This is a genomic window from Nocardia sp. 149-1B (assembly GCF_057747975.1).
In genome coordinates this window covers 2,663,702-2,683,305 of the sequence record NZ_CM173233.1, presented here as the reverse complement: position 1 = coordinate 2,683,305, position 19,604 = coordinate 2,663,702, and the positions used below count along the sequence as shown (strand labels likewise).

Annotated in this window: 19 protein-coding genes; 14 read left to right on the top strand and 5 right to left on the bottom strand. The window is 70.8% G+C overall.

The genetic code is table 11. The features are described from left to right. Window positions 1-58 precede the first annotated feature (58 nt). Window positions 59-682 carry an MBL fold metallo-hydrolase gene (locus AC3ANS_RS12920; protein WP_488291995.1) on the bottom strand — a complete coding sequence of 208 codons (624 nt, stop codon included), beginning with the start codon at window positions 680-682 and terminating at the stop codon, window positions 59-61. A gap of 65 nt (window positions 683-747) precedes the next feature. Between AC3ANS_RS12920 and AC3ANS_RS12915 the strand changes: the two genes are divergently transcribed. Both AC3ANS_RS12915 and AC3ANS_RS12910 read left to right on the top strand, forming a co-directional pair. Beyond that, complete coding sequence (locus tag AC3ANS_RS12915) at window positions 748-1,188, top strand: MarR family winged helix-turn-helix transcriptional regulator (protein ID WP_488291994.1); 441 nt, start codon at window positions 748-750, stop codon at window positions 1,186-1,188. Between the two features lie 638 nt (window positions 1,189-1,826). After that, window positions 1,827-2,879, top strand: a complete 1,053-nt coding sequence (locus AC3ANS_RS12910) for an AraC family transcriptional regulator (RefSeq protein WP_488291993.1) — start codon at window positions 1,827-1,829, stop codon at window positions 2,877-2,879. 33 nt (window positions 2,880-2,912) lie between these two features. Here AC3ANS_RS12910 and AC3ANS_RS12905 read toward each other — a convergent pair whose 3' ends face one another. Next, complete coding sequence (locus tag AC3ANS_RS12905) at window positions 2,913-3,914, bottom strand: hypothetical protein (protein ID WP_488291992.1); 1,002 nt, start codon at window positions 3,912-3,914, stop codon at window positions 2,913-2,915. Window positions 3,915-4,138: 224 nt separating this feature from the next. Here AC3ANS_RS12905 and AC3ANS_RS12900 point away from each other — a divergent pair, with 224 nt between their 5' ends. Both AC3ANS_RS12900 and AC3ANS_RS12895 read left to right on the top strand, forming a co-directional pair. Continuing rightward, window positions 4,139-5,260, top strand: coding sequence for a PilZ domain-containing protein (locus AC3ANS_RS12900; protein WP_488291991.1), 1,122 nt, complete (start codon window positions 4,139-4,141; stop codon window positions 5,258-5,260). Between the two features lie 143 nt (window positions 5,261-5,403). Next, window positions 5,404-6,501 carry a PAS domain-containing sensor histidine kinase gene (locus tag AC3ANS_RS12895; RefSeq protein WP_488291990.1) on the top strand — a complete coding sequence of 366 codons (1,098 nt, stop codon included), beginning with the start codon at window positions 5,404-5,406 and terminating at the stop codon, window positions 6,499-6,501. A 60-nt stretch (window positions 6,502-6,561) separates the two neighbouring features. Here the strand turns inward: AC3ANS_RS12895 and AC3ANS_RS12890 are convergent, their stop codons facing one another. Further along, on the bottom strand, window positions 6,562-7,152 hold the full coding sequence (locus AC3ANS_RS12890; protein ID WP_488291989.1) for an NADPH-dependent FMN reductase: 591 nt from the start codon (window positions 7,150-7,152) through the stop codon (window positions 6,562-6,564). 211 nt (window positions 7,153-7,363) lie between these two features. Continuing rightward, window positions 7,364-7,939, bottom strand: coding sequence for an adenylate kinase (locus AC3ANS_RS12885; RefSeq protein WP_488291988.1), 576 nt, complete (start codon window positions 7,937-7,939; stop codon window positions 7,364-7,366). A gap of 296 nt (window positions 7,940-8,235) precedes the next feature. On the opposite strand from AC3ANS_RS12885, the gene AC3ANS_RS12880 reads away from it, so the two are divergent. The 10 genes from AC3ANS_RS12880 (at window position 8,236) to AC3ANS_RS12835 (ending at window position 18,229) form a co-directional block, all read left to right on the top strand. Further along, window positions 8,236-9,111, top strand: coding sequence for an MEDS domain-containing protein (locus AC3ANS_RS12880; protein ID WP_488291987.1), 876 nt, complete (start codon window positions 8,236-8,238; stop codon window positions 9,109-9,111). Window positions 9,112-9,215: 104 nt separating this feature from the next. Beyond that, window positions 9,216-11,108 (top strand): molecular chaperone DnaK, encoded by a 1,893-nt coding sequence (gene dnaK / locus AC3ANS_RS12875; protein WP_488291986.1) that lies wholly within the window; start codon window positions 9,216-9,218, stop codon window positions 11,106-11,108. Between the two features lie 5 nt (window positions 11,109-11,113). After that, entirely contained in the window at window positions 11,114-11,626 is a 513-nt protein-coding gene (locus AC3ANS_RS12870; protein WP_488291985.1) for a nucleotide exchange factor GrpE, read from the top strand. After that, window positions 11,626-12,603 carry a DnaJ C-terminal domain-containing protein gene (locus tag AC3ANS_RS12865; protein WP_488291984.1) on the top strand — a complete coding sequence of 326 codons (978 nt, stop codon included), beginning with the start codon at window positions 11,626-11,628 and terminating at the stop codon, window positions 12,601-12,603. Before AC3ANS_RS12870 ends, AC3ANS_RS12865 begins: the two co-directional genes overlap by 1 nt. Further along, window positions 12,600-12,929, top strand: a complete 330-nt coding sequence (locus AC3ANS_RS12860; protein WP_488291983.1) for a chaperone modulator CbpM — start codon at window positions 12,600-12,602, stop codon at window positions 12,927-12,929. Before AC3ANS_RS12865 ends, AC3ANS_RS12860 begins: the two co-directional genes overlap by 4 nt. Further along, window positions 12,911-15,547: an ATP-dependent chaperone ClpB gene (gene clpB / locus AC3ANS_RS12855; RefSeq protein WP_488291982.1), complete on the top strand. Its 2,637-nt coding sequence runs from the start codon at window positions 12,911-12,913 to the stop codon at window positions 15,545-15,547. Before AC3ANS_RS12860 ends, clpB begins: the two co-directional genes overlap by 19 nt. Then, window positions 15,544-15,996: a thioredoxin gene (gene trxA / locus AC3ANS_RS12850; protein WP_488291981.1), complete on the top strand. Its 453-nt coding sequence runs from the start codon at window positions 15,544-15,546 to the stop codon at window positions 15,994-15,996. The genes clpB and trxA overlap by 4 nt, the downstream gene beginning before the upstream one ends. After that, window positions 15,993-16,271: a UBP-type zinc finger domain-containing protein gene (locus AC3ANS_RS12845; protein ID WP_488291980.1), complete on the top strand. Its 279-nt coding sequence runs from the start codon at window positions 15,993-15,995 to the stop codon at window positions 16,269-16,271. The genes trxA and AC3ANS_RS12845 overlap by 4 nt, the downstream gene beginning before the upstream one ends. Further along, window positions 16,249-17,925, top strand: coding sequence for an FAD-dependent oxidoreductase (locus AC3ANS_RS12840; RefSeq protein ID WP_488291979.1), 1,677 nt, complete (start codon window positions 16,249-16,251; stop codon window positions 17,923-17,925). Before AC3ANS_RS12845 ends, AC3ANS_RS12840 begins: the two co-directional genes overlap by 23 nt. Before the next feature lie 31 nt (window positions 17,926-17,956). Continuing rightward, window positions 17,957-18,229 (top strand): hypothetical protein, encoded by a 273-nt coding sequence (locus AC3ANS_RS12835; RefSeq protein WP_488291978.1) that lies wholly within the window; start codon window positions 17,957-17,959, stop codon window positions 18,227-18,229. 6 nt (window positions 18,230-18,235) lie between these two features. Here AC3ANS_RS12835 and AC3ANS_RS12830 read toward each other — a convergent pair whose 3' ends face one another. Beyond that, window positions 18,236-19,327 carry a hypothetical protein gene (locus AC3ANS_RS12830; RefSeq protein WP_488291977.1) on the bottom strand — a complete coding sequence of 364 codons (1,092 nt, stop codon included), beginning with the start codon at window positions 19,325-19,327 and terminating at the stop codon, window positions 18,236-18,238. Window positions 19,328-19,604 lie beyond the last annotated feature (277 nt).

Sequence of the window (19,604 nt, the reverse complement as noted above, 5' to 3'; positions counted from 1 at the left end):
CGGATGGCCGCCAATGTTGCCGAGATCACCCTCGCTGCGTTCGCGGCGCCAGGTGCGCTCAGACGATCTCCCCGGGCGCCGGTGAGAGCAGGGGTACGCCGGTGAGCCCGTTCTCGCCGAGGAACCGGTCCATCGAGGTGCGGCCGATCTCGCCGAGCATCGCGTCGTGGATCTGGACGCTGCGCCGCGGACGGACGGAGCGGACGAAGTCGACGGCCTCGCCGACCTTGGTCCACGGGCCACTGGTCGGCAGGAGCAGCGTGTCGACCTCGGCGTCGGGCGCCACGTAGGAGTCGCCGGGGTGATAGACGCCGTCGACGAGGTAGCCGACGTTCGTCATCGGCGGCAGGTCGGCGTGGATCGCGGCGTGCTCGCCGCCGACGGCACGGACCTCGAAGCCGGCGGCCTCGAAGGTGTCGCCCGGTGAGACCACGGTGACGCGGTCCTCCCGAAGCAGGGCGGCGGCCGCGGACGGCGCGAAGACCGGGAGCGTCGGTCGAAGCTCGAGTGCGGCGCGGACGACATCGACGTCGAGGTGGTCGAAGTGGTCGTGGGTGATCAGGACGGCATCGGCCGCGGCGAGCAGGTCGGCGGCGTTCGGTGTGAAGGCGCCGGGGTCGAACAGGAGCGTGCGGTCGTCGGCGGAGAGGGTCAGGCAGGCGTGTGCGTGCTTGGTCAGCATGCGAGAAGTCTACAGGGCAACTGCGCAGATGATCTGTACAGATCATCTGTGGGTACGATGCTGCCGTGGCAGACGACCTCCCCGACCGGCTCCGCGCCTCCGTCGGCGCCTTCGTCCGGGCCGGCCGCCTGCACCAGCCGGAGCTTGCCGAGCACCAGGCCCAGGCCCTGGGGTTCCTGATGCGCGAGGGGCCGCTGACCGTGGCCGAGCTCGCCGCGCGCCGCCGGGTCCGGCACCAGTCGATGCAGACCGCGGTCGTCGAGCTCGAGCGCATCGGACTGGTGACCCGCGGCCCGGACCCGCGCGACCAGCGAGCCCGGCTGGTGACCCTCACGCCCGAAGGGCTGAGCACGCTGCGCCGCGAGCTCGACCGACGCAGCGCCGTCATCGCCGAGGCGATCCATGCCGAGCTGGACGACGACGAGCGCGACGTGCTGGCGCAGGTCCCTGACCTGCTCCAGCGGCTGGCTGCGCGGATCGGCAGCGCAGGGGAGCGGCGCTCCTGAGCGTGCGGGCCGGCCGGGTCGGCGGGTCGGGTCAGTGCTCGCCCTTCGGCCGACCGGTCAGCTGAGCCACGTCGGCCCTCGGCGCCGAGGACGCACTACGGGCGGAGCACGAACGAGGGGCGCCCGGCAAAGCCGGGCGCCCCTCGTCATCGAGCCCTGGTGCGAGCGCTGCGCTCGCGTCTCAGATGTCGTAGTACAACCGGATCCATGATCGACTCGCTTCGAGCTCGACCTGTTTTCGCAGGTCAGACGGGGTGCGTCGACGCTACGCCCCGATTCGGAAGGCGTCCAGTAGGCGGTGGCTAGGCACGGCGTTGGGGGAAATCTGGGGGACTTCGAGGTCAGAGAGAGCGGTGGGGGTCACCCGCCGGTGCATCGCAGAGGCACGGCGGGTGGGCCCGGTGGTCACCCACCTGCGGAACATGGGCCATCCTCCTGATGCGACGGCATCGGTAGCCGCTCCCGTTGGTGGCGTACCCCTGCCCGCATCCCCGCGTGCCGTGCGCACCGGTCACGTAGGATGGCGGGCGGGGGATCGAGGGGCGCCGGGCCTTCGTGGCCCGCCTTCGTCGCCGATGCGCGGATGAGGAGCCCTCGACACGTTTCCGGTGCGCGGCTGGTGCCGCAGGAGAAGGACGATGAGCAAGGTCGGCGGCTCGGGCCGCGACTCGGGTCCGTTGCACGAGGGGGAGGAGCTCGGGACCGGCGCGGCGGTGCCTCGTCCCGCGGGGTACACGCGGCGGCGGACCAGCGACCCCGACGAGGCGGAAAAGATCATCTCGGAGCTCTACCTGCCCAGCCGCCTGCACCTGTCCCGGGGCAGCGCGCCGCTGGCGGTGGATGTCGCTGCCCTGCAGCTGGGCGCGCTCACCGCGGGGCGGCTGTCCCATGGCCGCCGCGTGCGCATCCGCACCTCGGACGCCCGGCACTTCCACGTGAACACGCCCCTCCGCGGGCGAGCCGCCAGCCGGCGGGGGTCCGGCGATCCGGTCGTGAGAGGTCCGGGGCGCGGCCTGATCTTCTCTCCCGGGCAACCGGCGGAGATCTCCTGGTCCACCGACTGCGTCCAGCTGTGCCTGATGATCCCGCGGGCCGGCCTGGAGGCCGAGCTCGAACGACTGCTCGGACGTTCCGTCCGCAGTCCCCTCGCCTTCGACTTCACCAAGAGCCCCCAGGTCTCGGTCGGTCGGCAGTGGCCGCACCTCGCTCGGCTCCTCGCCGAGGAGATCGACGACCCGGACGGTCGGCGCATGCCCGCGGTCGCAGCCGGTCACATCCAGGGCCTCGTCATGGACACGCTCCTGCTCAGGTGCGCGCACAACCACAGCGAGGCGGCCCTCGACCGCTCCGGCCAGGCGCCCCGCGCTGCGGTCAGGGCAGCGATCGAGCTCATCGAGGACCGTCCCACCGAGGCGTGGTCGACCGTTCGCCTGGCCGGCGAGGTGCACCTCAGCGTCCGGGCGCTGCAGGACGGCTTCAGCCGGGACGTCGGCATCCCGCCGATGACCTATGTGCGCGAGGTGCGGCTCCGCCGGGCCCACGAGGCGCTCCGACGGGCGGCGCGCGAGTCCGTCACGGTCCAGGCGGTGGCACGCGAGTGGGGTTTCCTCCACGTGAGCCGGTTCGCCGGTGCCTACCGGGAGGCTTTCGGCGAGCTGCCGTCGGAGACGTTGCGCCGCGACCCGGGGTGACCGCGACCGGCGCGGCGGGGCGCCCCCGCCGGCCTACGAGGTCCGCTCGTCCGCGATCCGGTTCCGGCGCTCCTCCTCGCGCTTCGAGTACGCGGCTGCCCGGATTGCCTCGTCCGACTCCAGCCCACTGCCCAGGGCGCCGCCCACCGTGGCCACCGACGCGACGAACCAGGCCAGCACGAACAGGTCCCCGTAGCCCATCGACATCTTGAGGTAGCCGCCCATGATGGCCGGGTCGAGCACGAACATCGCCCACGCCAGGTTCAGGACGTAGAGGGCGACGTAGCAGATCAGCGCCCCCGCGGTCAGCGTGACCAACGTCGAGATGTTGTAGAGCCGCGACCGCTCCCGCGCCTCGGGCGACTCGTCGTCCGGACGGTCCCAGAGCTCGCCGTCGATCACGAGCCACCCGACGACCAGTGCGATCGAGGCGATCGAGGCGACGATCAGGCGCCACCACGACAACGAGTCGGCCAACAGCCACACGATCGAGTTGATGGTGGCGATGGCGCCGGTCGTGAGGGCCGCGACCAGCGCCGTCTTGAGCCCGGGCACGAGCAGCCAGGGGCGGTTGGCGAGCACCATGCCCAGGAGCAACCGCCAGCGCCCGCCGCGGCGGGGCAGCGGCACCCGGCGGTCGCCCTCCGAGTCCGGGTCGGCGAGGCCGTCGATCAGCTTCCGGAGCGCGTACCTGCTGCGCCGGTGCATGTGGAGGACGCCCAGCGCAGGTAGCGAGAGCACCGCCGTTCGTTGCTGTGGGGCGGCCTCGACGAGGAGGTACCGCCCGTCGTCGTCCCGCAGGGGCAGCTCGGTCAGGCCGACGACGAGGTCCCACTGGTTCTCACGGGCGTGCTCCGTCAGCCGGGACAGTGCCGTCTCCAGGTCCTCGCAGGCAAGGGTGAACGGTTCGCTGACCACGTGCAGGTCCCAGGGGCGCCGGTCCTCGCCGTCCGGTGGATCGACGTCACTGAACCTGCGGGCGATCTCGGTGGGCTTGGCGGGGTCTGCGACCAGGCCGACGCGGAGCGGCTTCATGTCGCGGATGTACCCATCGCGCCGCGCGGCAACAGCCGGGCGTCACCGTCCAGCTGGCGACAGGCGGTATCCGTTGAACGCAGCCCTGCGGCGAAGGCCGGGTGGCTCCACCGCGGAGCGCTGACGATCCTCCGTGTGTTCTCGAAGGCTCAGCGGCCGGCAGCGCAGGTCGGCCCAGCCGGGTGCCCAGGCGCGGGCACCCGGGGCCCGGCCCCGGTGAGGGCATGACCGGATACGAGGGCGCGTCTCCAGGGAGGCCTCACGGACCGGTCCGGGACGACGTGGCCGAGATCGTCGCGGATCCCTCCCTTCGCGCCCGCCTTCGCTGGGCGATCGAGGTGGTCGTCCGCGCCCACGGCACCGAGGCGGTCAACGGCACCGGCGGTGCCGACGAGCTGGAGGTCGTGCCGGTGGTCGGACGCCGTCCGCGCCCCAGCTCCGGCGCCCTGGTGGCGCTGGTCGCGGTGGCCGGTGTCGTGGTGCTGACCTGCTACGTGGCCTGGGCAGTGCTCGCGGGGCAGCGACTCGTCCTGGGTGAGGCATCCGGGGACCCTGGGCGCGACGCCCGGCGCGAGCTCGTCAGAGACCTGCGCGCCCCGCGTCCGCCCGACCGCACGCCCCGGGACCTCAGCGCCACCACTTTCGCGAAGCAGGCTTCCCGACCTGCCGCTCACGTGCCAGGGAGGCGGCCGGCCGCGCTCGACGGAAGTCTGGTCGCCGTGGTGGTCAGCGCGAGCGCGATCGCCGCCGGGCTCACGATCCAGCGAGCCGTCCTGCGTCGCTCTCGGCGCCCGGCCGGCGAGACGGTCGACGAGGTGCCGTGCAGCGGGCTGGGCGACGAGGACGAAGTCGACGTCGAGGCACCCGCGGACAGCGCCCATGAGACCGAAGCAACCTCTCCCTTGCAGCACATCGACGCCCCCGCGGCCACCGACGCGGTGCAGACCGCCGCGACAGCACAGGGCGCTCGCGATGCCGGACGTGAGCGGGTGACGGGCCCGCGCGTCGTCCTCTACGACCGCCGGACGAACCGCCGCGTGGCGCTCCGCACTCGTGCGCGCCTGCAGTGGCCGGCCCACGACGTGGCCTGCGCCGCCGAGTCCCTCAGCGTCGGGGAGGTGCGCTGCCTGGTGCCGACCCCGGAGCCCGACCAGGTGCCGGGCGTCGGCACCTCCGTGCGTGTCACCATCGCCGTCGGCGGTGCCCTCCTGCCGCTCGGGGCGACCGTGAACCACATCCGCAGCAGCCCGGACGGGCACGTCGTCGGCCTGCGGTTCGACCCCCTCGACGAGGTCCATCGCGAGTTCCTCCTCGCGTTCATCGCGGAAGCCGAGGACGCCCCGTGAGACCACGCCGCGAGACCCCGCGACCTGCGGCCGGGACGCCGGGCATCCGCCGAACGCCGTCTCGTGGCCGGAACGCGCAGCACCCCGACGAGGTGCTCGGCTCCGGCGTTCTGGGTAGTGAGCATGGAGCCGGTCCCCAGCACATGGAGGAGAAGACGGTGGTCTCGGAGCTCGAACAGCTGAAGTCGTCGACGCTGCTGGCGCAGACGGGCCTGCTCGTCGCTGCCAGTGACGCTGCCGGACGGATCGCCCTCCTCAGCCCGGGCATGGAGGACCTCTTCGACCTGTCCTTCGAACCGATCCCCGAGGCCGAGATCAGCGCTCGCTTCCGGTTGCTGACCCACGACGGCGCTGCGCCCCTGCCCGTCGAGGACGTCCCGCTGGTCCGGGCGAGGAGGGGGGAGGTCGTCCGGGACGCCCTCATCGCGTCGCGGACGTCCACCGGGTGCCTGCTCTACCTCCGCTGCAACGCCTCGCCGCTGATCGGTCCGGACGGGTCCCTGAACGGGGCCATCGTGCTCGTCCAGGACGTCACCGGCGAGCGTGCGGCCCTGGAGCGGCAGTCCGAGCTCCGCGAACGACTCCTGGAGACGATCAACCACCACCTGCGCACACCCGTGACGAACCTGCTGGGCTACGCCGAGATGCTCGACGACCAGCGATCCGGCATCTCGCCCGAGGCGCAGCGGGCAGTCGACGCCGTGCTCCGGTCCGCCGGAGCACTCGGGACCCTCCTGGGAACCATCTCGGCCCTCGTCGACCTCGATCGGCACACCCAGCTCACCAAGACGTACGGCGACCTCTCGCTCCTCGTGCAGCAGGTGGCACGCGCGTTCGCGCCGCAGTTCGACGAGAACCGGGTCGAGCTCCGCGTCGAGGTGCCCGCCTCCCTCCCCGTCGTGCTGGACTTCGGTGAGGTCCGCCGCGCGGTGTCCGAGCTGCTGAAGAACGCGGCTTCCTACGCACCTGCCGGTTCAGTGGTCTGGCTCCGCGCGCAGTGCGCGGACGGGGCAGTCGCCGAGGTCACCGTCTCCGACAACGGCCCCGGCATCCCCGACGACGAACGGCACCGCTTGATCCAGCCGTTCGAGCGCGGCTCCCACCCCCGTCAGGACGTCGCCGGCCGGGGGCTGGGGCTGGCGATCGCGCACACGATTGCCTCAGCGCATGGCGGAGCACTCGAACTGTCGATGAATCGTCCGCAGGGCCTGGGTGCCACGTTGCGGTTCCCGGTCCGTTGAGCGACGGCCGGCTCGGGGTCTCGCCGGACCGTGCCTCCGACGACGGCCCTCTGGCGGTGATCAGCCCGGAAGGTCACGCTCGCGAGCGCGGGGGAGGACGGTCAGGACTCGTTCGACATGATCCCGGAACTCGGTCATGTAGTTGCGCAGGAAGGCCGCGGTCTCCTCGTTGATCACTTCGCCGTTGTCCGCGAAGACCGACCCGGAGAAGTGGATGTAGGCCTCCGGTGAGGTCATCTGCCGGGCATTGCAGAAGCTCAGCACCGCCCTCAGGCTCTGCTGGGCCACCGCAGTGCCGATCGGACCGATCGACGCCCCGATGACGCCGGCGGGGATGTGGTGGAATGAGTTCTGGCCCCACGGCCGGGACGCCCAGTCGATGGCGTTCTTCAGAGCGCCCGGGATGGATCGGTTGTACTCCGGGGTCACGAACAGGACAGCGTCCGACCGGGCGATCGCCTCCTTGAGCGCAAGCGCCTCGGGCGGGAACCGGTCGTCGAGGTCGGGGCTGTAGAGAGGAAGGGCGCCGATCTCGATCTCGGTGAACTCCAGGTCCTCGGGCGCGAGTCGTATCAGCGCCCGCGAGAGCACGCGGTTGATCGAGGCGGATGACAGGCTGCCGACGAAGTAGCCGACCCTGTACCCAGGCATCTCGGTCCTTCCACAGTGGCACGAGGTGCTGTCCTCGGGGCCGCACCTCGTTCGGCGGGACACGCACTGCGACCCGAGGCCAGTGCTTCCGTGCGCGTAGCCACGACCCTGCCGACCAGGGACTGCGCTGTCATCCCGTGTTCGCGGGAGTGAGCGTGGTAGCGCAGGGGCAGCGCAGTCCTCACGTCTCGCGATGCCGAAGCCGGGCCGGTCAGCTCTCGGGGACGCTGTCGAGGGCATCGACGATTCGCCTGCTGACCTCGTCGGCCTCGCCCGACCCGTCGACCTCGACGAGGATGCCCCGGTCGCGATAGACGCCGAGGAGGGGAGCCGTCCGCTCGGCGAACACCTCCTGGCGGCGCCGGATGACCTCCTCGGTGTCGTCGCCGCGGCCCTCGAGCCGTGCACGCTCAAGCAGCCGCCCGACGATCTCGTCCTCGTCGACCGTCAGGGCGACCGCTGCATCGAGACGGTGACCGCTGGAGGCGATCATCTGGTCGAGCTCCTCGACCTGGGCCAGCGTGCGCGGGTAGCCATCGAGCACGAATCCGGACTCGGCGTCGGGCTCGTCGATGCGGTTGCGCACCATCAGGTTGGTGACCTCGTCGGGCACGTAGTCACCGGCGTCGATGATGCGCTCGGCCGCGACCCCCAGCGCGGTGCCCTGGTGGAGGTTAGCCCGAAAGATGTCGCCGGTGGAGATGGCGGGGATGTCGAAGTGCTCGGCCACGAGCCTGGCCTGGGTGCTCTTGCCGGCCCCGGGTGGCCCCATCAGCACCAGCCTCATCGCACCCTGGCCGAGTCGGAGGGACAGGCTGCGCAGCCACCGGTCTCGGTACGTGGTCCTGACGCTCCCATGCGCTCAGCCTGACCAGCCCGGGGCCACGGGGCATCCCTGATTCACGTGGTTCAGGGCCACGCCCGCAGAGAGAGCGCCCGTCGTCGTCCTGGCGTTGTCGGAGCTTCCGGGCGGCGCAGCCTCTGCTCGTCCTGGCATTCGCCCAGTGAACCGGCACGGACGCGGCGCGTGGCGAATGCGCGTAGTGTCGAGTCTCTCCCTCGGATCCGGTAAAGGTGGCCACGATGAACGGTCTGAGTCTCGGGATCCCCGGGGTCGGCGTTGTCAGCCCAGGAACGCACTTCTGCGCGCTCTACTCGGGCCCGGCCGAGCGGGACCGGTTGTTGTACCCCTTTCTCGAGGAGGGGTTGCGGCAGGGCGACAAGTGTCTGTGCCTGATCGACGATGTCGAGCCGGCGCTGGTCCGGGATCGGGCCGTGGGACAGCCCGGCCAGGACTACACGCGACGATCGGCACAGCTCGACGTCGAACGATCATCGGACGCCTACCTCCGCTCGGGGGAGTTCAGCGTCGAAGACATGGTGAGCTTCCTCTCCGAGAGCGTGGACGCGGCGATCGCAGACGACTTCGACCTGCTCCGAGCCGCCGGCGAGATGTCGTGGGTGCTGTCCGGCCCCCCGGGCTGGGCTGACCTGTTCCTCTACGAGTCGGCCCTCAACCACGCCGTCGAGCAGACGCCCGCCATCCTGATGTGCCTCTACGACCTGCAGAAGTTCGGGGCCGACATGCTGGTCGAGGTGCTCCGTACCCACCCCAAGGTCCTGCTGGACCGCACCGTGATCGACAACCCCCATTACGTGCACCCGACGGAGTACGCGCCTGCTGCCAGAGCCGCCGCGGCAACCCGGTATCCCATGATCAAGGTGGACGCGGACGGCGAGGACGGAGCAGACCACGGGTGGGCGTCGCTCACCGACGCCGAGCTGCGGGTCATCTCCCACGTTTCCCAGGGGATAACGAACCGCAGGGTCGCCGAGGAGCTCTCCGTTTCCCGCCATACCGTGGACGCCCACCTCAAGCACATCTACCTCAAGCTCGACGTCCACTCGCGAGTCGAGCTGACCGTGCTGTCGCTGCAGCATCGCCTCCCAGCCGCCTAGCAGAGGCGACTCGGCCCGCCAAGAAGCACCCGTTCACGGGATGCAGGTGACCTCGGCCCGAGCGAAGCATGGCCCGACACGAGCTTCCGGCGAATGGAGTGGTCATGGGCAGGGCAGTGGGCATCGACCTGGGAACGACGAACTCGGTGATCGCGGCGACCGACGGTGGGCAGCCACAGGTCATCCCCAACGCGGAGGGCAACCGGACGACGCCGTCCGTGGTCGCCTTCCTGGAGAACGGCGAGCGACTGGTCGGCCAGATGGCCCGGCGACAGGCGATCCTGAACCCGAAGGGGACGATCTACTCCGCGAAGCGCTTCATCGGCCACAAGTACGACGAGGTCACCAGCGAGATGACCACCGTCTCCTTCGACGTGGTCGCCGGCCCCGACGGCGCGGCGCGCTTCCAGGTCGACGGCAAGCTCTACGCACCCGAGGAGATCTCGGCACAGGTGCTCCGCAAGCTGGTCGACGACGCCGGGAAGTTCCTCGGCGAGCGGGTCACCGAGGCGGTCATCACCGTCCCGGCGCACTTCAACGACGCGCAGCGTCAGGCCACCAAGGACGCCGGCAAGATCGCCGGGCTCGAGGTCCTCCGGATCATCAACGAGCCGACGGCCGCCGCCCTCGCGTACGGGATGGACAAGCTCGAGAACGAGACAGTGCTGGTCTTCGACCTCGGCGGCGGCACGTTCGACGTCAGCATCCTGACCGTCGGGGACGGCGTGGTCGAGGTTCGATCCACGGCCGGGGACACGCATCTCGGCGGCGACGACTTCGACCGCCGCATCGTCGACTACCTGGCCGACGACTTCAAGAAGTCCAACGGCATCGACCTCCGCGACGACTCCCAGGCCCTCCAGCGTCTGTTCGAGGCTGCCGAGAAGGCCAAGGTCGAGCTGTCGGCGGTCACCCAGACCGCCGTCAACCTCCCGTTCGTCACCGCTGACGCCTCCGGGCCCAAGCACCTCAACGTCAACCTGATGAGGTCCACATTCGAGCAGCTCACCGCCGACCTCGTCGACCGCTGCCTCGGGCCGGTCAAGCAGGCCATGGAGGACGCCAAGGTCACCGCCGACGACATCGAGGAGGTCATCCTCGTGGGCGGCTCGACGCGGATCCCGGCCGTGCAGGCATTGGTACGCCGCCTGACCGGTGGCAAGGAACCCAACATGACCGTCAACCCGGACGAGGTCGTCGCTGTCGGCGCGGCCGTCCAGGCGGCGATCATCAAGGGCGAGGTCAAGGACGTGCTGCTTCTCGACGTCACGCCCCTGTCGCTGGGGCTGGAGACGATGGGCGGGGTGATGACCAAGGTCATCGAGCGCAACACCACCATCCCGGCGCGGCGGACCGAGATCTTCAGCACCGCGGAGGACAACCAGTCCGCCGTCGACGTCGTCGTGCTGCAGGGCGAGCGGGAGAGGGCGGCCGACAACCGCGTGCTGGCCCGGTTCCGGCTGGAGGACATCCGTCCCGCTCCGCGCGGGGTGCCCCAGATCGAGGTGACCTTCGACATCGACGCCAACGGCATCCTGCACGTCTCGGCGCGCGACAAGGACACCGGTGCCGAGCAGCAGGTGACCATCAGCGAGACCTCCACGCTCAGCCAGGAGGAGGTCGACCGGATGATCAAGGACGCCGAGACGCACCGTGGTGAGGACGCCGCCCTGCGCGAGCGGGTCGACGCTCGCAACGAGCTCGACTCCGTGGCCTACCAGGTGCGCAAGGCCCTCGAGGAGGCCGGCGCGTCGGTGCCGCAGCACGACCGCGCCCGTGCCGAGATGCTGGTCGAGGAGGCCCGCCAGGCCGTCGAGGGCGACGAACCCGTGGACCGCCTTCGCGCCCTGACCGGGGAGCTCCATCAGATGAGCCAGGTGCTGAGCGCCGCAGCCCGAGGTGGCGGTGGACCGTCGACCGGGTCGGCAAGCGCCTCCGACGAAGCGTCTGACAGCGATGACGACGACGTCATCGACGCCGAGTTCACCTCCCACTGACGGCCATGTCCGACCACGAGGCACCGACCACCGGGGCGCTGGGAGACGGGGCGCCGGTGGACGAAGCTCCCGAAGACGTCGACCAGGCGCGCCAGATCGCCGAGCTGGAGGATGCGTGGCGGCGTACGGCTGCCGAGCTGGACAACTTCCGCAAGCAATGCGCGCGCGACGTCGTCCGTGGCCGCGAGCAGGAACGGGCGGCCGTGGCCGCCAGCTGGCTGCCCGTCGTGGACAACCTGGAGCGGGCGCTCGAGCACGCGTCGTCCGATCCCGGCTCCGTGGTCGAGGGCGTCAGAGCCGTGTTCGCGCAGGCGGTCGACGTCCTGGCCACTCTCGGATACCCGCGTCGCGACGACGACGGCACTCCCTTCGACCCCGCCGTGCACGAGGCGGTCAGCACGGTGTCCGGTGAGGGGTTGACGCCCGGCACCGTGGCTCACGTCGTGCGCCCCGGCTACGGGCCCCCTGACAAGCTCCTGCGTCCGGCCGCGGTCGTGGTGGCGACCCGAGCATCCTGATGGCCACAGACTTCTACGAGGTCCTCGGGGTCTCCCGCGATGCCGACCCGGCCGACATTCAGCGCGCCTATCGCAGACTGGCGCGCCAGAACCACCCGGACATCAACAAGGACTCCGGGGCCGAGGAGCGGTTCAAGGACATCGCCGAGGCCTACGACGTGCTGTCGGATCCCGAGCTGCGTCGCCGCTACGACGCCTTCGGCGAGGATTTCCGGCGCGTCCCTCCCGACACGGATCCGGCCGCCTGGCGTCAAGCCCGAACCTACGCCGGCGCCGGGGCAGGCGCGCGCGGCCGCTGGTCGTCGGGGGCCGGCCCAGCGGGAGATTTCGGAGCAGGCGACTTCGGCGACGAGGTCGACATCGAGGACCTGCTCGGGGGGATCTTCGGCGGGCGGGGACGTGGCGGCCGGGGTCGGGCTGGCTGGGGGCCGGGCCCGGTCCCGGGATCCGACCACGAGGCCCAGGTGGAGGTCTCGGTCGAGGAGGCCTACCACGGCACCGAGCGCAGCTTCACGATCAGCGGTCCCGACGGTCCCCGCACGCTCGACGTCACCATCCCGGCAGGTGTGGTCGACGGTCAGCGGATCCGGCTGCGCGGCCAGGGCGGCCCTGGCAGCGGCTCGGCGGCGGCCGGAGACCTCTACCTCGTGGTCCGGATCGCCGACCACCCGCGCTACCGGGTCGAGGGTCGCGATCTGCACGCACTCCTGCCGATCGCTCCCTGGGAGGCCGCCCTGGGCGCTTCGGTGTCCGTCGACACTCCCGGAGGGGCCGCCACGGTGAAGGTTCCGGCAGGCTCATCCAGCCACCGCCGGTTGCGGCTCAAGGGCCGCGGTCTACCCCACAAACGAGGCAGGCCGGGGGACTTCTACGCCGAGCTGCAGGTCCGCGTGCCCCGGAACCTCACCGACGAGGAGCACCGGCTCTTCGAGGAGCTCGCGAAGGTGTCCAGCTTCGACGCGAGGAGCAGACGATGACAGCGGTCACGCACTTCGCCCTCGCTCGGCCCTACAGGCTCAGCCTGGACAGCTATGCACAGGTCACCGGCGTCCATCCCGAGCTCGTACGCCGTCTGGTCGCCCTCGGGCTGCTGGAAGTCACCCGCGACGCGCAGGGCCGCTTGTGGTTCGACCCCTCCCAGGTGAAGGAGATGGCCAGGATCCAGCGGCTGCGGATGAGCCTGAACCTCGGCTACTGCGCCATCGGGCTGGTCGTCGAGCTGCTCGACCGGATCGCGGAGCTGGAGAAGACGCAACGGCGTACGTCACGACGAGGAGGCGCTCCATGGACACGAACAGACTGACCCAGAAGTCGCAGGAGGCTCTGCACGACGCCCAGACCAAGGCGCTGCGCTTCGGCCACGTCGAGGTGGACGGGGAGCATCTGCTGCTGGCACTGCTCGACCAGGCCGACGGCTTGGTCGCGCCACTGCTCGCCCGGGCGGGGGCCGATCCGGACCGGGTGCGCGAGGAGCTCGAGGCCGAGCTCGGCCGGCGCCCGCGGGTCAGCGGGCCGGGCGTGACGCCCGGGCAGGTCCACGTCACCCAGCGGCTGTCGCGGCTGCTCGACACGGCCGATCGCGAGGCCCGGAGGCTGAAGGACGAGTACATCTCTGTGGAACACCTCGTGATCGCTCTGGTGGAGGAGGGCTCGGGGTCAGCCGCCGGGCGGCTCCTCCACGCTCAGGGGCTGACCCGGGACACGTTCCTGGCCGCGCTGACCGAGGTGCGTGGTCACCAGCGGGTGACTTCGGCGACCCCGGAGGGAACTTACGAGGCGCTGGAGAAGTACGGCCGCGACCTCGTCACGGCGGCGGCGGCCGGCAAGCTCGAGCCGGTGATCGGCCGGGACTCCGAGATCCGCCGGACCATCCAGATCCTGTCGCGCAAGAGCAAGAACAACCCGGTCCTCATCGGCGAACCCGGGGTGGGCAAGACCGCGATCGTCGAGGGTCTGGCCCAGCGGATCGCCGACGGCGACGTACCCGAGGGCCTGCGGGACAAGACCGTGTTCGCCCTGGACATGGGGGCGCTCATCGCCGGGGCGAAGTACCGCGGCGAGTTCGAGGAGAGGCTCAAGGCGGTGCTCAACGAGGTGCAGAGCGCCGAGGGCCACATCCTGCTGTTCGTCGACGAGCTGCACACCGTCGTCGGTGCCGGCGCCGCCGAGGGTGCGATGGATGCCGGCAACATGCTCAAGCCCCTGCTCGCCCGCGGCGAGCTGCACATGATCGGCGCGACCACCCTCGACGAGTACCGCACGCACATCGAGAAGGACGCAGCCCTCGAGCGCCGGTTCCAGCCGGTCCTGGTCGACGAGCCCGACGAGGAGGACGCGCTCTCGATCCTGCGCGGGCTCCGCGAGCGGCTCGAGGTCTTCCACGGCGTGAAGATCCACGACGGCGCCCTGGTGGCAGCGGTGACCCTGAGCCACCGCTACATCTCCGACCGCTTCCTGCCCGACAAGGCGATCGACCTCGTCGACGAGGCGTGCGCGATGCTTCGCACCGAGATCGACTCGATGCCGGCCGAGCTCGACGAGCTCACCCGGCGCGTCACCCGGATGGAGATCGAGGAGGCGGCACTCTCGGAGGAGGAGGACGCCGCGAGCAGGGCCCGCCTCGAGGAGCTGCGCAAGGAGCTGGCCGACGCGCGGGCCGAAGCCGATGCCCTCCGCGCGCAGTGGGAGGCCGAGCGGTCGGCGCTGCGAGAGGTGCAGTCCCTGCGCCAGGAGCTGGAACAAGTACGGCTGGAGAGCGAGCGTGCCGAGCGCGAGTACGACCTCAACCGAGCGGCATCCCTGCGACACGGCCGGCTGCCGGAGATCCAGCGGCGGCTGGAAGCGGCCGAGTCCCGACTCGCCGGCAAGCAGGGCGGCCGCCGGCTGCTGCGCGAGGTCGTGACCGCCGACGAGATCGCCGACATCGTGTCGCGCTGGACCGGCATCCCGGTCACGCGCCTGCAGGAGGGGGAACGCGACAAGCTGCTCCGCCTCGACGAGGTGCTCCACGAACGTGTCATCGGCCAGGACGAGGCGGTCCAGCTGGTGGCCGATGCCGTCGTCCGCGCCCGCTCCGGCATCAAGAACCCCCAGCGGCCCATCGGGTCGTTCATCTTCCTGGGCCCCACCGGCGTCGGCAAGACGGAGCTGGCCAAGACGTTGGCCGTCGCGATGTTCGACACCGCGGAGAACATGGTCCGGATCGACATGAGCGAGTACCAGGAGCGGCACACCGTCAGCCGGCTGGTCGGAGCACCTCCGGGCTACGTCGGCTACGAGGAGGGCGGTCAGCTCACCGAGGCCGTGAGGCGCAAGCCGTACTCGGTGGTCCTGCTCGACGAGATCGAGAAGGCCCACGTCGACGTCTTCAACACGCTGCTCCAGGTGCTCGACGACGGCCGCCTGACCGACTCCCACGGCCGCACCGTCGACTTCCGCAACACCGTGCTGATCATGACCTCCAACATCGGCTCGGAGTACCTCCTCGAGGGAGTCACGGCGGACGGCGAGGTCAAGGACGACGCGCGCTCGATGGTGATGCGCACCCTGCAGTCGCACTTCCGCCCGGAGTTCCTCAACCGCGTCGACGAGATCGTGATGTTCAAGCCGCTGACGCTCGCCGAGATCGAGCGCATCGTCGACCTCCAGCTCGAGGAGCTGCGCGAGCGGCTGGCCGACATGCGGATAACCCTCGACGTCACGGCCGGAGCGCGGCGTTTCATCGCCGACCAGGGCTTCGACCCGGCGTACGGCGCCCGTCCGCTGCGACGGTTCATCGCCCGCGAGGTGGAGACCGAGGTCGGGCGGGCGCTGCTGCGCGGCGACGCGGCCGATGGGGGAGTGATCTCGGTCGACGTCGCCGACGGCAGGATCACGGTGACGGCGGCCGGCAACTCGTCAGAAGGGCGGGCCGTGGCATGACCGCGAGCATCCAGAAGTCGACGACGGTCGAGTGCGGCAACTGTGGGGCCAGGAACCGCGTGCCGGTGGTGGCCGAGGGCACGCCACGCTGCGGGAAGTGCGGCACTCCGCTGCGCTGGGTGGTGGACGCGAACGACGACGAGTTCCACGCCGTCGTCGACGAGTCGAGCCTGCCGGTGCTGGTCGACGTGTGGGCGCCGTGGTGTGGCCCCTGCCGGATGGTGAGCCCGGCCCTGGAGAAGCTCGCCGGGGAGCTGGCCGGCAACCTCAAGCTGGTCAAGGTCAACGCCGACGAGAACCCGACGGTGAGCCGGCGGTTCGAGGTCCAGTCGATCCCGACGCTGGTCCTCCTCGACCACGGCACGGTGGTCGACAAGCAGATCGGTGCCCTTCCGGAGCACCAGCTGCGCTCCTGGCTCGAGTCCAGGCTCCCGACGGGGGCGCGATGACTGCCAACCGGACGAGCGTCGGGGCCGATCCGCACCTGCGCATCGTCCGCCCCGTGCCCCCACCCCCCCGGCGCGTCTGCGCGGAGTGCGTGCAGCTCGGCACCTCCTGGGTGCACCTGCGCCAGTGCCTCACCTGTGGCCAGGTCGGCTGCTGCGACTCGTCGCCGATGCGACACGCGCGCGCTCACGCCGCCACCGCGGGCCACGTCATCGTGCGTTCGATCGAGCCGGGGGAGACCTGGAGATGGTGCTATGTCGACGAGCAGTTCGTCTGAGCTCGAGCTCGCGGACCTACCTGAGACCCCCGACTCCATCGGCGCCTACCCCCGGCTCGGTGACGATCAGATCATGCTGCTCTCGCGGCATGGCGAGCGGAAGGCGCTGACCAAGGGCACCACGCTGTTCTGCGCGGGAGACCGCGACTGCGGGATGTTCGTCGTCCTTGACGGCCGGGTCCGGGTCGTCCAGGAGGAAGGCCCCGCGGGTGAGTCGCGGGTGCTCGCCGTCCACGGGCGCGGTCGCTTCGTGGGTGACCTCTCCATGCTGACCGGCCAGGCGGTCTACGTCACCGCCATCGCCCAGACCGACGTGGAGGTCCTCGAGGTGCGCTACGACCGGCTCAAGGAGGCGGTCACCCAGGACCAGGCGCTCGGAGACCTGATCCTGCGAGCCTTCATCCTGCGGCGCACCATCCATGCCGACCTCGGCGCCGGTCTCCGGATCATCGGCTCCCGCTACTCAGCCGACACCCGCCGGCTGAGGGACTTCGCGAGCCGCAACCGCATCCCGTGCCGCTGGGAGGACGTGGAGGAGGATCCCGATGCCGAGGTCACCCTGCGGGCCTTCGACATCCCGCCCGACCAGACGCCCGTCGTGATCTGGAAGGGGCGGACGGTCCTGCGGAACCCCAGCAACGCGGAGCTGGCAGAGCTCCTCGGCCTTCGAGCGGCGCCGAGCCGGTCGGCGTACGACCTGGTCGTGGTGGGCGCCGGCCCGGGCGGCCTGGCCGCGGCGGTGTACGCCGCCTCCGAGGGACTCTCGACGGTCGTCCTGGACGCGCTCGCCACCGGCGGGCAGGCGGCCACGTCGTCCCAGATCGAGAACTACCTGGGGTTCCCTGCCGGTATCACCGGGGCGGAGCTGGCCGACCGGGCGGTGGTGCAGGCCCGCAAGTTCGGCGCCGCCTTCACCATCCCCGGCGAGGCGACCTCCCTCACCCAGGTCGACGGGTACCACGTGGTGCGGCTGGCAGACGGGGGCGACCTCGTCGCCCACGCCGTGCTCGTCGCCACGGGTGTGCGCTACCGACGTCTCGACGTCCCGGGGCTGGATCGTCTCGAGGGCTCCAGCGTCTACTACGCCGCCACGGAGTTCGAGGCCCGGCTGTGCCAGCAGGACCCCGTCACCGTCGTGGGGGGCGGCAACTCCGCGGGCCAGGCGGCCTGCTTCCTGGCTCGTCGTTCGCCGGTGGTCAACCTGGTCATCCGGCACGACGACCTGGGGAGGGACATGTCCCGCTACCTGGCCGACCGTGTCGGGCAGTCGCCACACATCAAGGTCTGGCGCAACAGCGAGGTGTGCGAGCTCATCGGGGACGAAGCGCTCGACCAGGTGGTGCTGCACGATCTCCGCACCGACGCCAGGCATCGCGTTCCGACGACGGCTCTGTTCGTCCTGATCGGAGCGGCCCCCTACACGAGCTGGCTCCAGGGAGAGATCCCGCTCGACGCGAAGGGGTTCATCCTGACCGGGTCTGCGGCCGACGGCTCCGACGGCTCCGACGGCTTGTTCGAGACCCGCCGCCGGGGCGTGTTCGCCGTGGGCGACGTACGCAGTGGCTCGGTCAAGCGCGTCGCCTCCGCTGTGGGTGAGGGCTCGGTCGCGATCCGCCAGGTGCACGAGTTCCTGGCAGCCGAGGGGCGTCGGTGAGCAGGGGCAGGCCCGGGAAGCCCTCAGCGTCATGAAGGACCGGGAGCTCGAGGCCAGGGTCGTGCGGTTCATCCGCGAGATCGGCATCGCCCCCGCGGGCAAGGTGCGCACGGTGGCCTTCGACCTCGTGAGAGGCGAGGTCGTCATCGACACCGACGAGGCCAGGTGTGCGGCACCTGCCGCGGGCTTGTGGTCCGACTACGCGGACAACGTTGCGAGGATCAGGCCCCGCCACGCCCCGCTGGTCAAGGGCCCGGCCGGCCGAACCGGGTCGGGCGCCCGGTCGATGCCTGATCCCGGTTGATGTCGGTCACCCGTTCCGCAGGACCTCGCCCGACTCCTGCCGGTACGTGTAGGCGGCGGCCCGGACCGCCTCGTCGCTCTCCAGGCCCGCACCCAGGGCGCCGCCCAGCGTCGCCAGGGCGCTGGCGAGCAGCACCAGCTTCAGGTAGTCGCCGAATCGAACCGCGTGCCCGATGTTCTCCTCGAGCAGATGCGCAGGCACCAGGACCGGCGTCGTCAGCAGTGCGAGCAGCAGAAGCGCGCCGTACAGGAAGAACACGCCCAGTACGACCGTTCCCGTCGTGGCCAGGTTGAAGAGGGTCACCTGCTTCCCACCCGCTGGGTTCGAACCGCGTTCCCACAGGCCCGCTCCGAGGATCAGCGCGGCCGTGATCGCCGCGACGGCGCCCACCCCGATCGCCGAGAGCCTGGTCCAGCTGAGCGCGTCGCCTAGCTGCCAGATGTCGGGCGTGACCAACGCGAAGACCCCGGTTGCCAGAGCGGCGGTCAGCGCCTTGGAGAGTCCGATGGCAAGCCGCCATGGCTGGTTGGCTCGGATCATTCCGCCCAGGAGTCGCACGTTCCCGCTCAGGACCCTCGCCGTGAACATGACGCTGCCGTCTCCCGCTTCCTGCTGACTCCCGAGCTCGCGGGCGCGGCGCCCGAGACCGGCAGCCGGGCCCGACGGCGCGTGGTCCTCCGTCTCCCCGAGCAAGGTGCGCACGAGACCGACGACCGCGTCACGGGCGCGGCGACGCAGTCCAACGGCCCCGAGCGCCGGGAGGCACACGACAGCCACTCCGTGCACCGGGCTGGCATGGGCGACCACCGGCCGACGACGAACCCTGAGCGGCAGATCCGTCAGGCAGACGACCAGGTCCCAGGCCTCCTGCAGGAGCCGCTCCCTCCCCGCGGCGACGAGAACGGCGTCGTCGGCAGGTGGATGGACAAGGGGGTCGACCACCGTCGGCACCCGCCACCGGACGGTGGGCATCAGCACGCTCAACTCTGCGCGCAGATCCTCAGCGAGATTCGCCGCGACCTCGGTGGCCGTACCCGGAGCTGAGACGAGCCCGATCACCACCTCACCGGCACTCATGGGCAGACGGCCGGCCTGCACGAATGGGTCCGACCGTCCTGCGTCATGGCACGAGTGTCGGATCGCCGCGCGGAGTAGGGCAAGAGGCGCCCCGCCAGATGTGCCAGCGCCTAGGCCGTATAGCACCGGGAGGCTGATATAGCACGCTATAGCACCGCATGCAGGGGAGCCTGCCGTGATCTGGCCGCACCGCAACGACCTACCTCCGAGAGCTATGGTCGCGCTGGGTCCGCGATGCAGGACCGCCAGCAGCCGGTCGACAGGGTCGACAGGGTATGGCTCCCGGGCGTGGAGACGC

Coding starts and splice junctions, on each gene's coding strand:
- AC3ANS_RS12895 (WP_488291990.1), top strand. CDS start 5,404: ATGGAGGAGAAGACGGTGGTCTCGGAGCTCGAACAGCTGAAGTCGTCG.
- AC3ANS_RS12890 (WP_488291989.1), bottom strand. CDS start 7,152: ATGCCTGGGTACAGGGTCGGCTACTTCGTCGGCAGCCTGTCATCCGCC.
- AC3ANS_RS12860 (WP_488291983.1), top strand. CDS start 12,600: ATGACAGCGGTCACGCACTTCGCCCTCGCTCGGCCCTACAGGCTCAGC.
- dnaK (WP_488291986.1), top strand. CDS start 9,216: ATGGGCAGGGCAGTGGGCATCGACCTGGGAACGACGAACTCGGTGATC.
- AC3ANS_RS12865 (WP_488291984.1), top strand. CDS start 11,626: ATGGCCACAGACTTCTACGAGGTCCTCGGGGTCTCCCGCGATGCCGAC.
- trxA (WP_488291981.1), top strand. CDS start 15,544: ATGACCGCGAGCATCCAGAAGTCGACGACGGTCGAGTGCGGCAACTGT.
- AC3ANS_RS12885 (WP_488291988.1), bottom strand. CDS start 7,939: ATGAGGCTGGTGCTGATGGGGCCACCCGGGGCCGGCAAGAGCACCCAG.
- AC3ANS_RS12835 (WP_488291978.1), top strand. CDS start 17,957: ATGAAGGACCGGGAGCTCGAGGCCAGGGTCGTGCGGTTCATCCGCGAG.
- AC3ANS_RS12870 (WP_488291985.1), top strand. CDS start 11,114: ATGTCCGACCACGAGGCACCGACCACCGGGGCGCTGGGAGACGGGGCG.
- AC3ANS_RS12880 (WP_488291987.1), top strand. CDS start 8,236: ATGAACGGTCTGAGTCTCGGGATCCCCGGGGTCGGCGTTGTCAGCCCA.
- AC3ANS_RS12900 (WP_488291991.1), top strand. CDS start 4,139: ATGACCGGATACGAGGGCGCGTCTCCAGGGAGGCCTCACGGACCGGTC.
- AC3ANS_RS12845 (WP_488291980.1), top strand. CDS start 15,993: ATGACTGCCAACCGGACGAGCGTCGGGGCCGATCCGCACCTGCGCATC.
- AC3ANS_RS12840 (WP_488291979.1), top strand. CDS start 16,249: ATGTCGACGAGCAGTTCGTCTGAGCTCGAGCTCGCGGACCTACCTGAG.
- AC3ANS_RS12905 (WP_488291992.1), bottom strand. CDS start 3,914: ATGAAGCCGCTCCGCGTCGGCCTGGTCGCAGACCCCGCCAAGCCCACC.
- clpB (WP_488291982.1), top strand. CDS start 12,911: ATGGACACGAACAGACTGACCCAGAAGTCGCAGGAGGCTCTGCACGAC.
- AC3ANS_RS12920 (WP_488291995.1), bottom strand. CDS start 682: ATGCTGACCAAGCACGCACACGCCTGCCTGACCCTCTCCGCCGACGAC.
- AC3ANS_RS12910 (WP_488291993.1), top strand. CDS start 1,827: ATGAGCAAGGTCGGCGGCTCGGGCCGCGACTCGGGTCCGTTGCACGAG.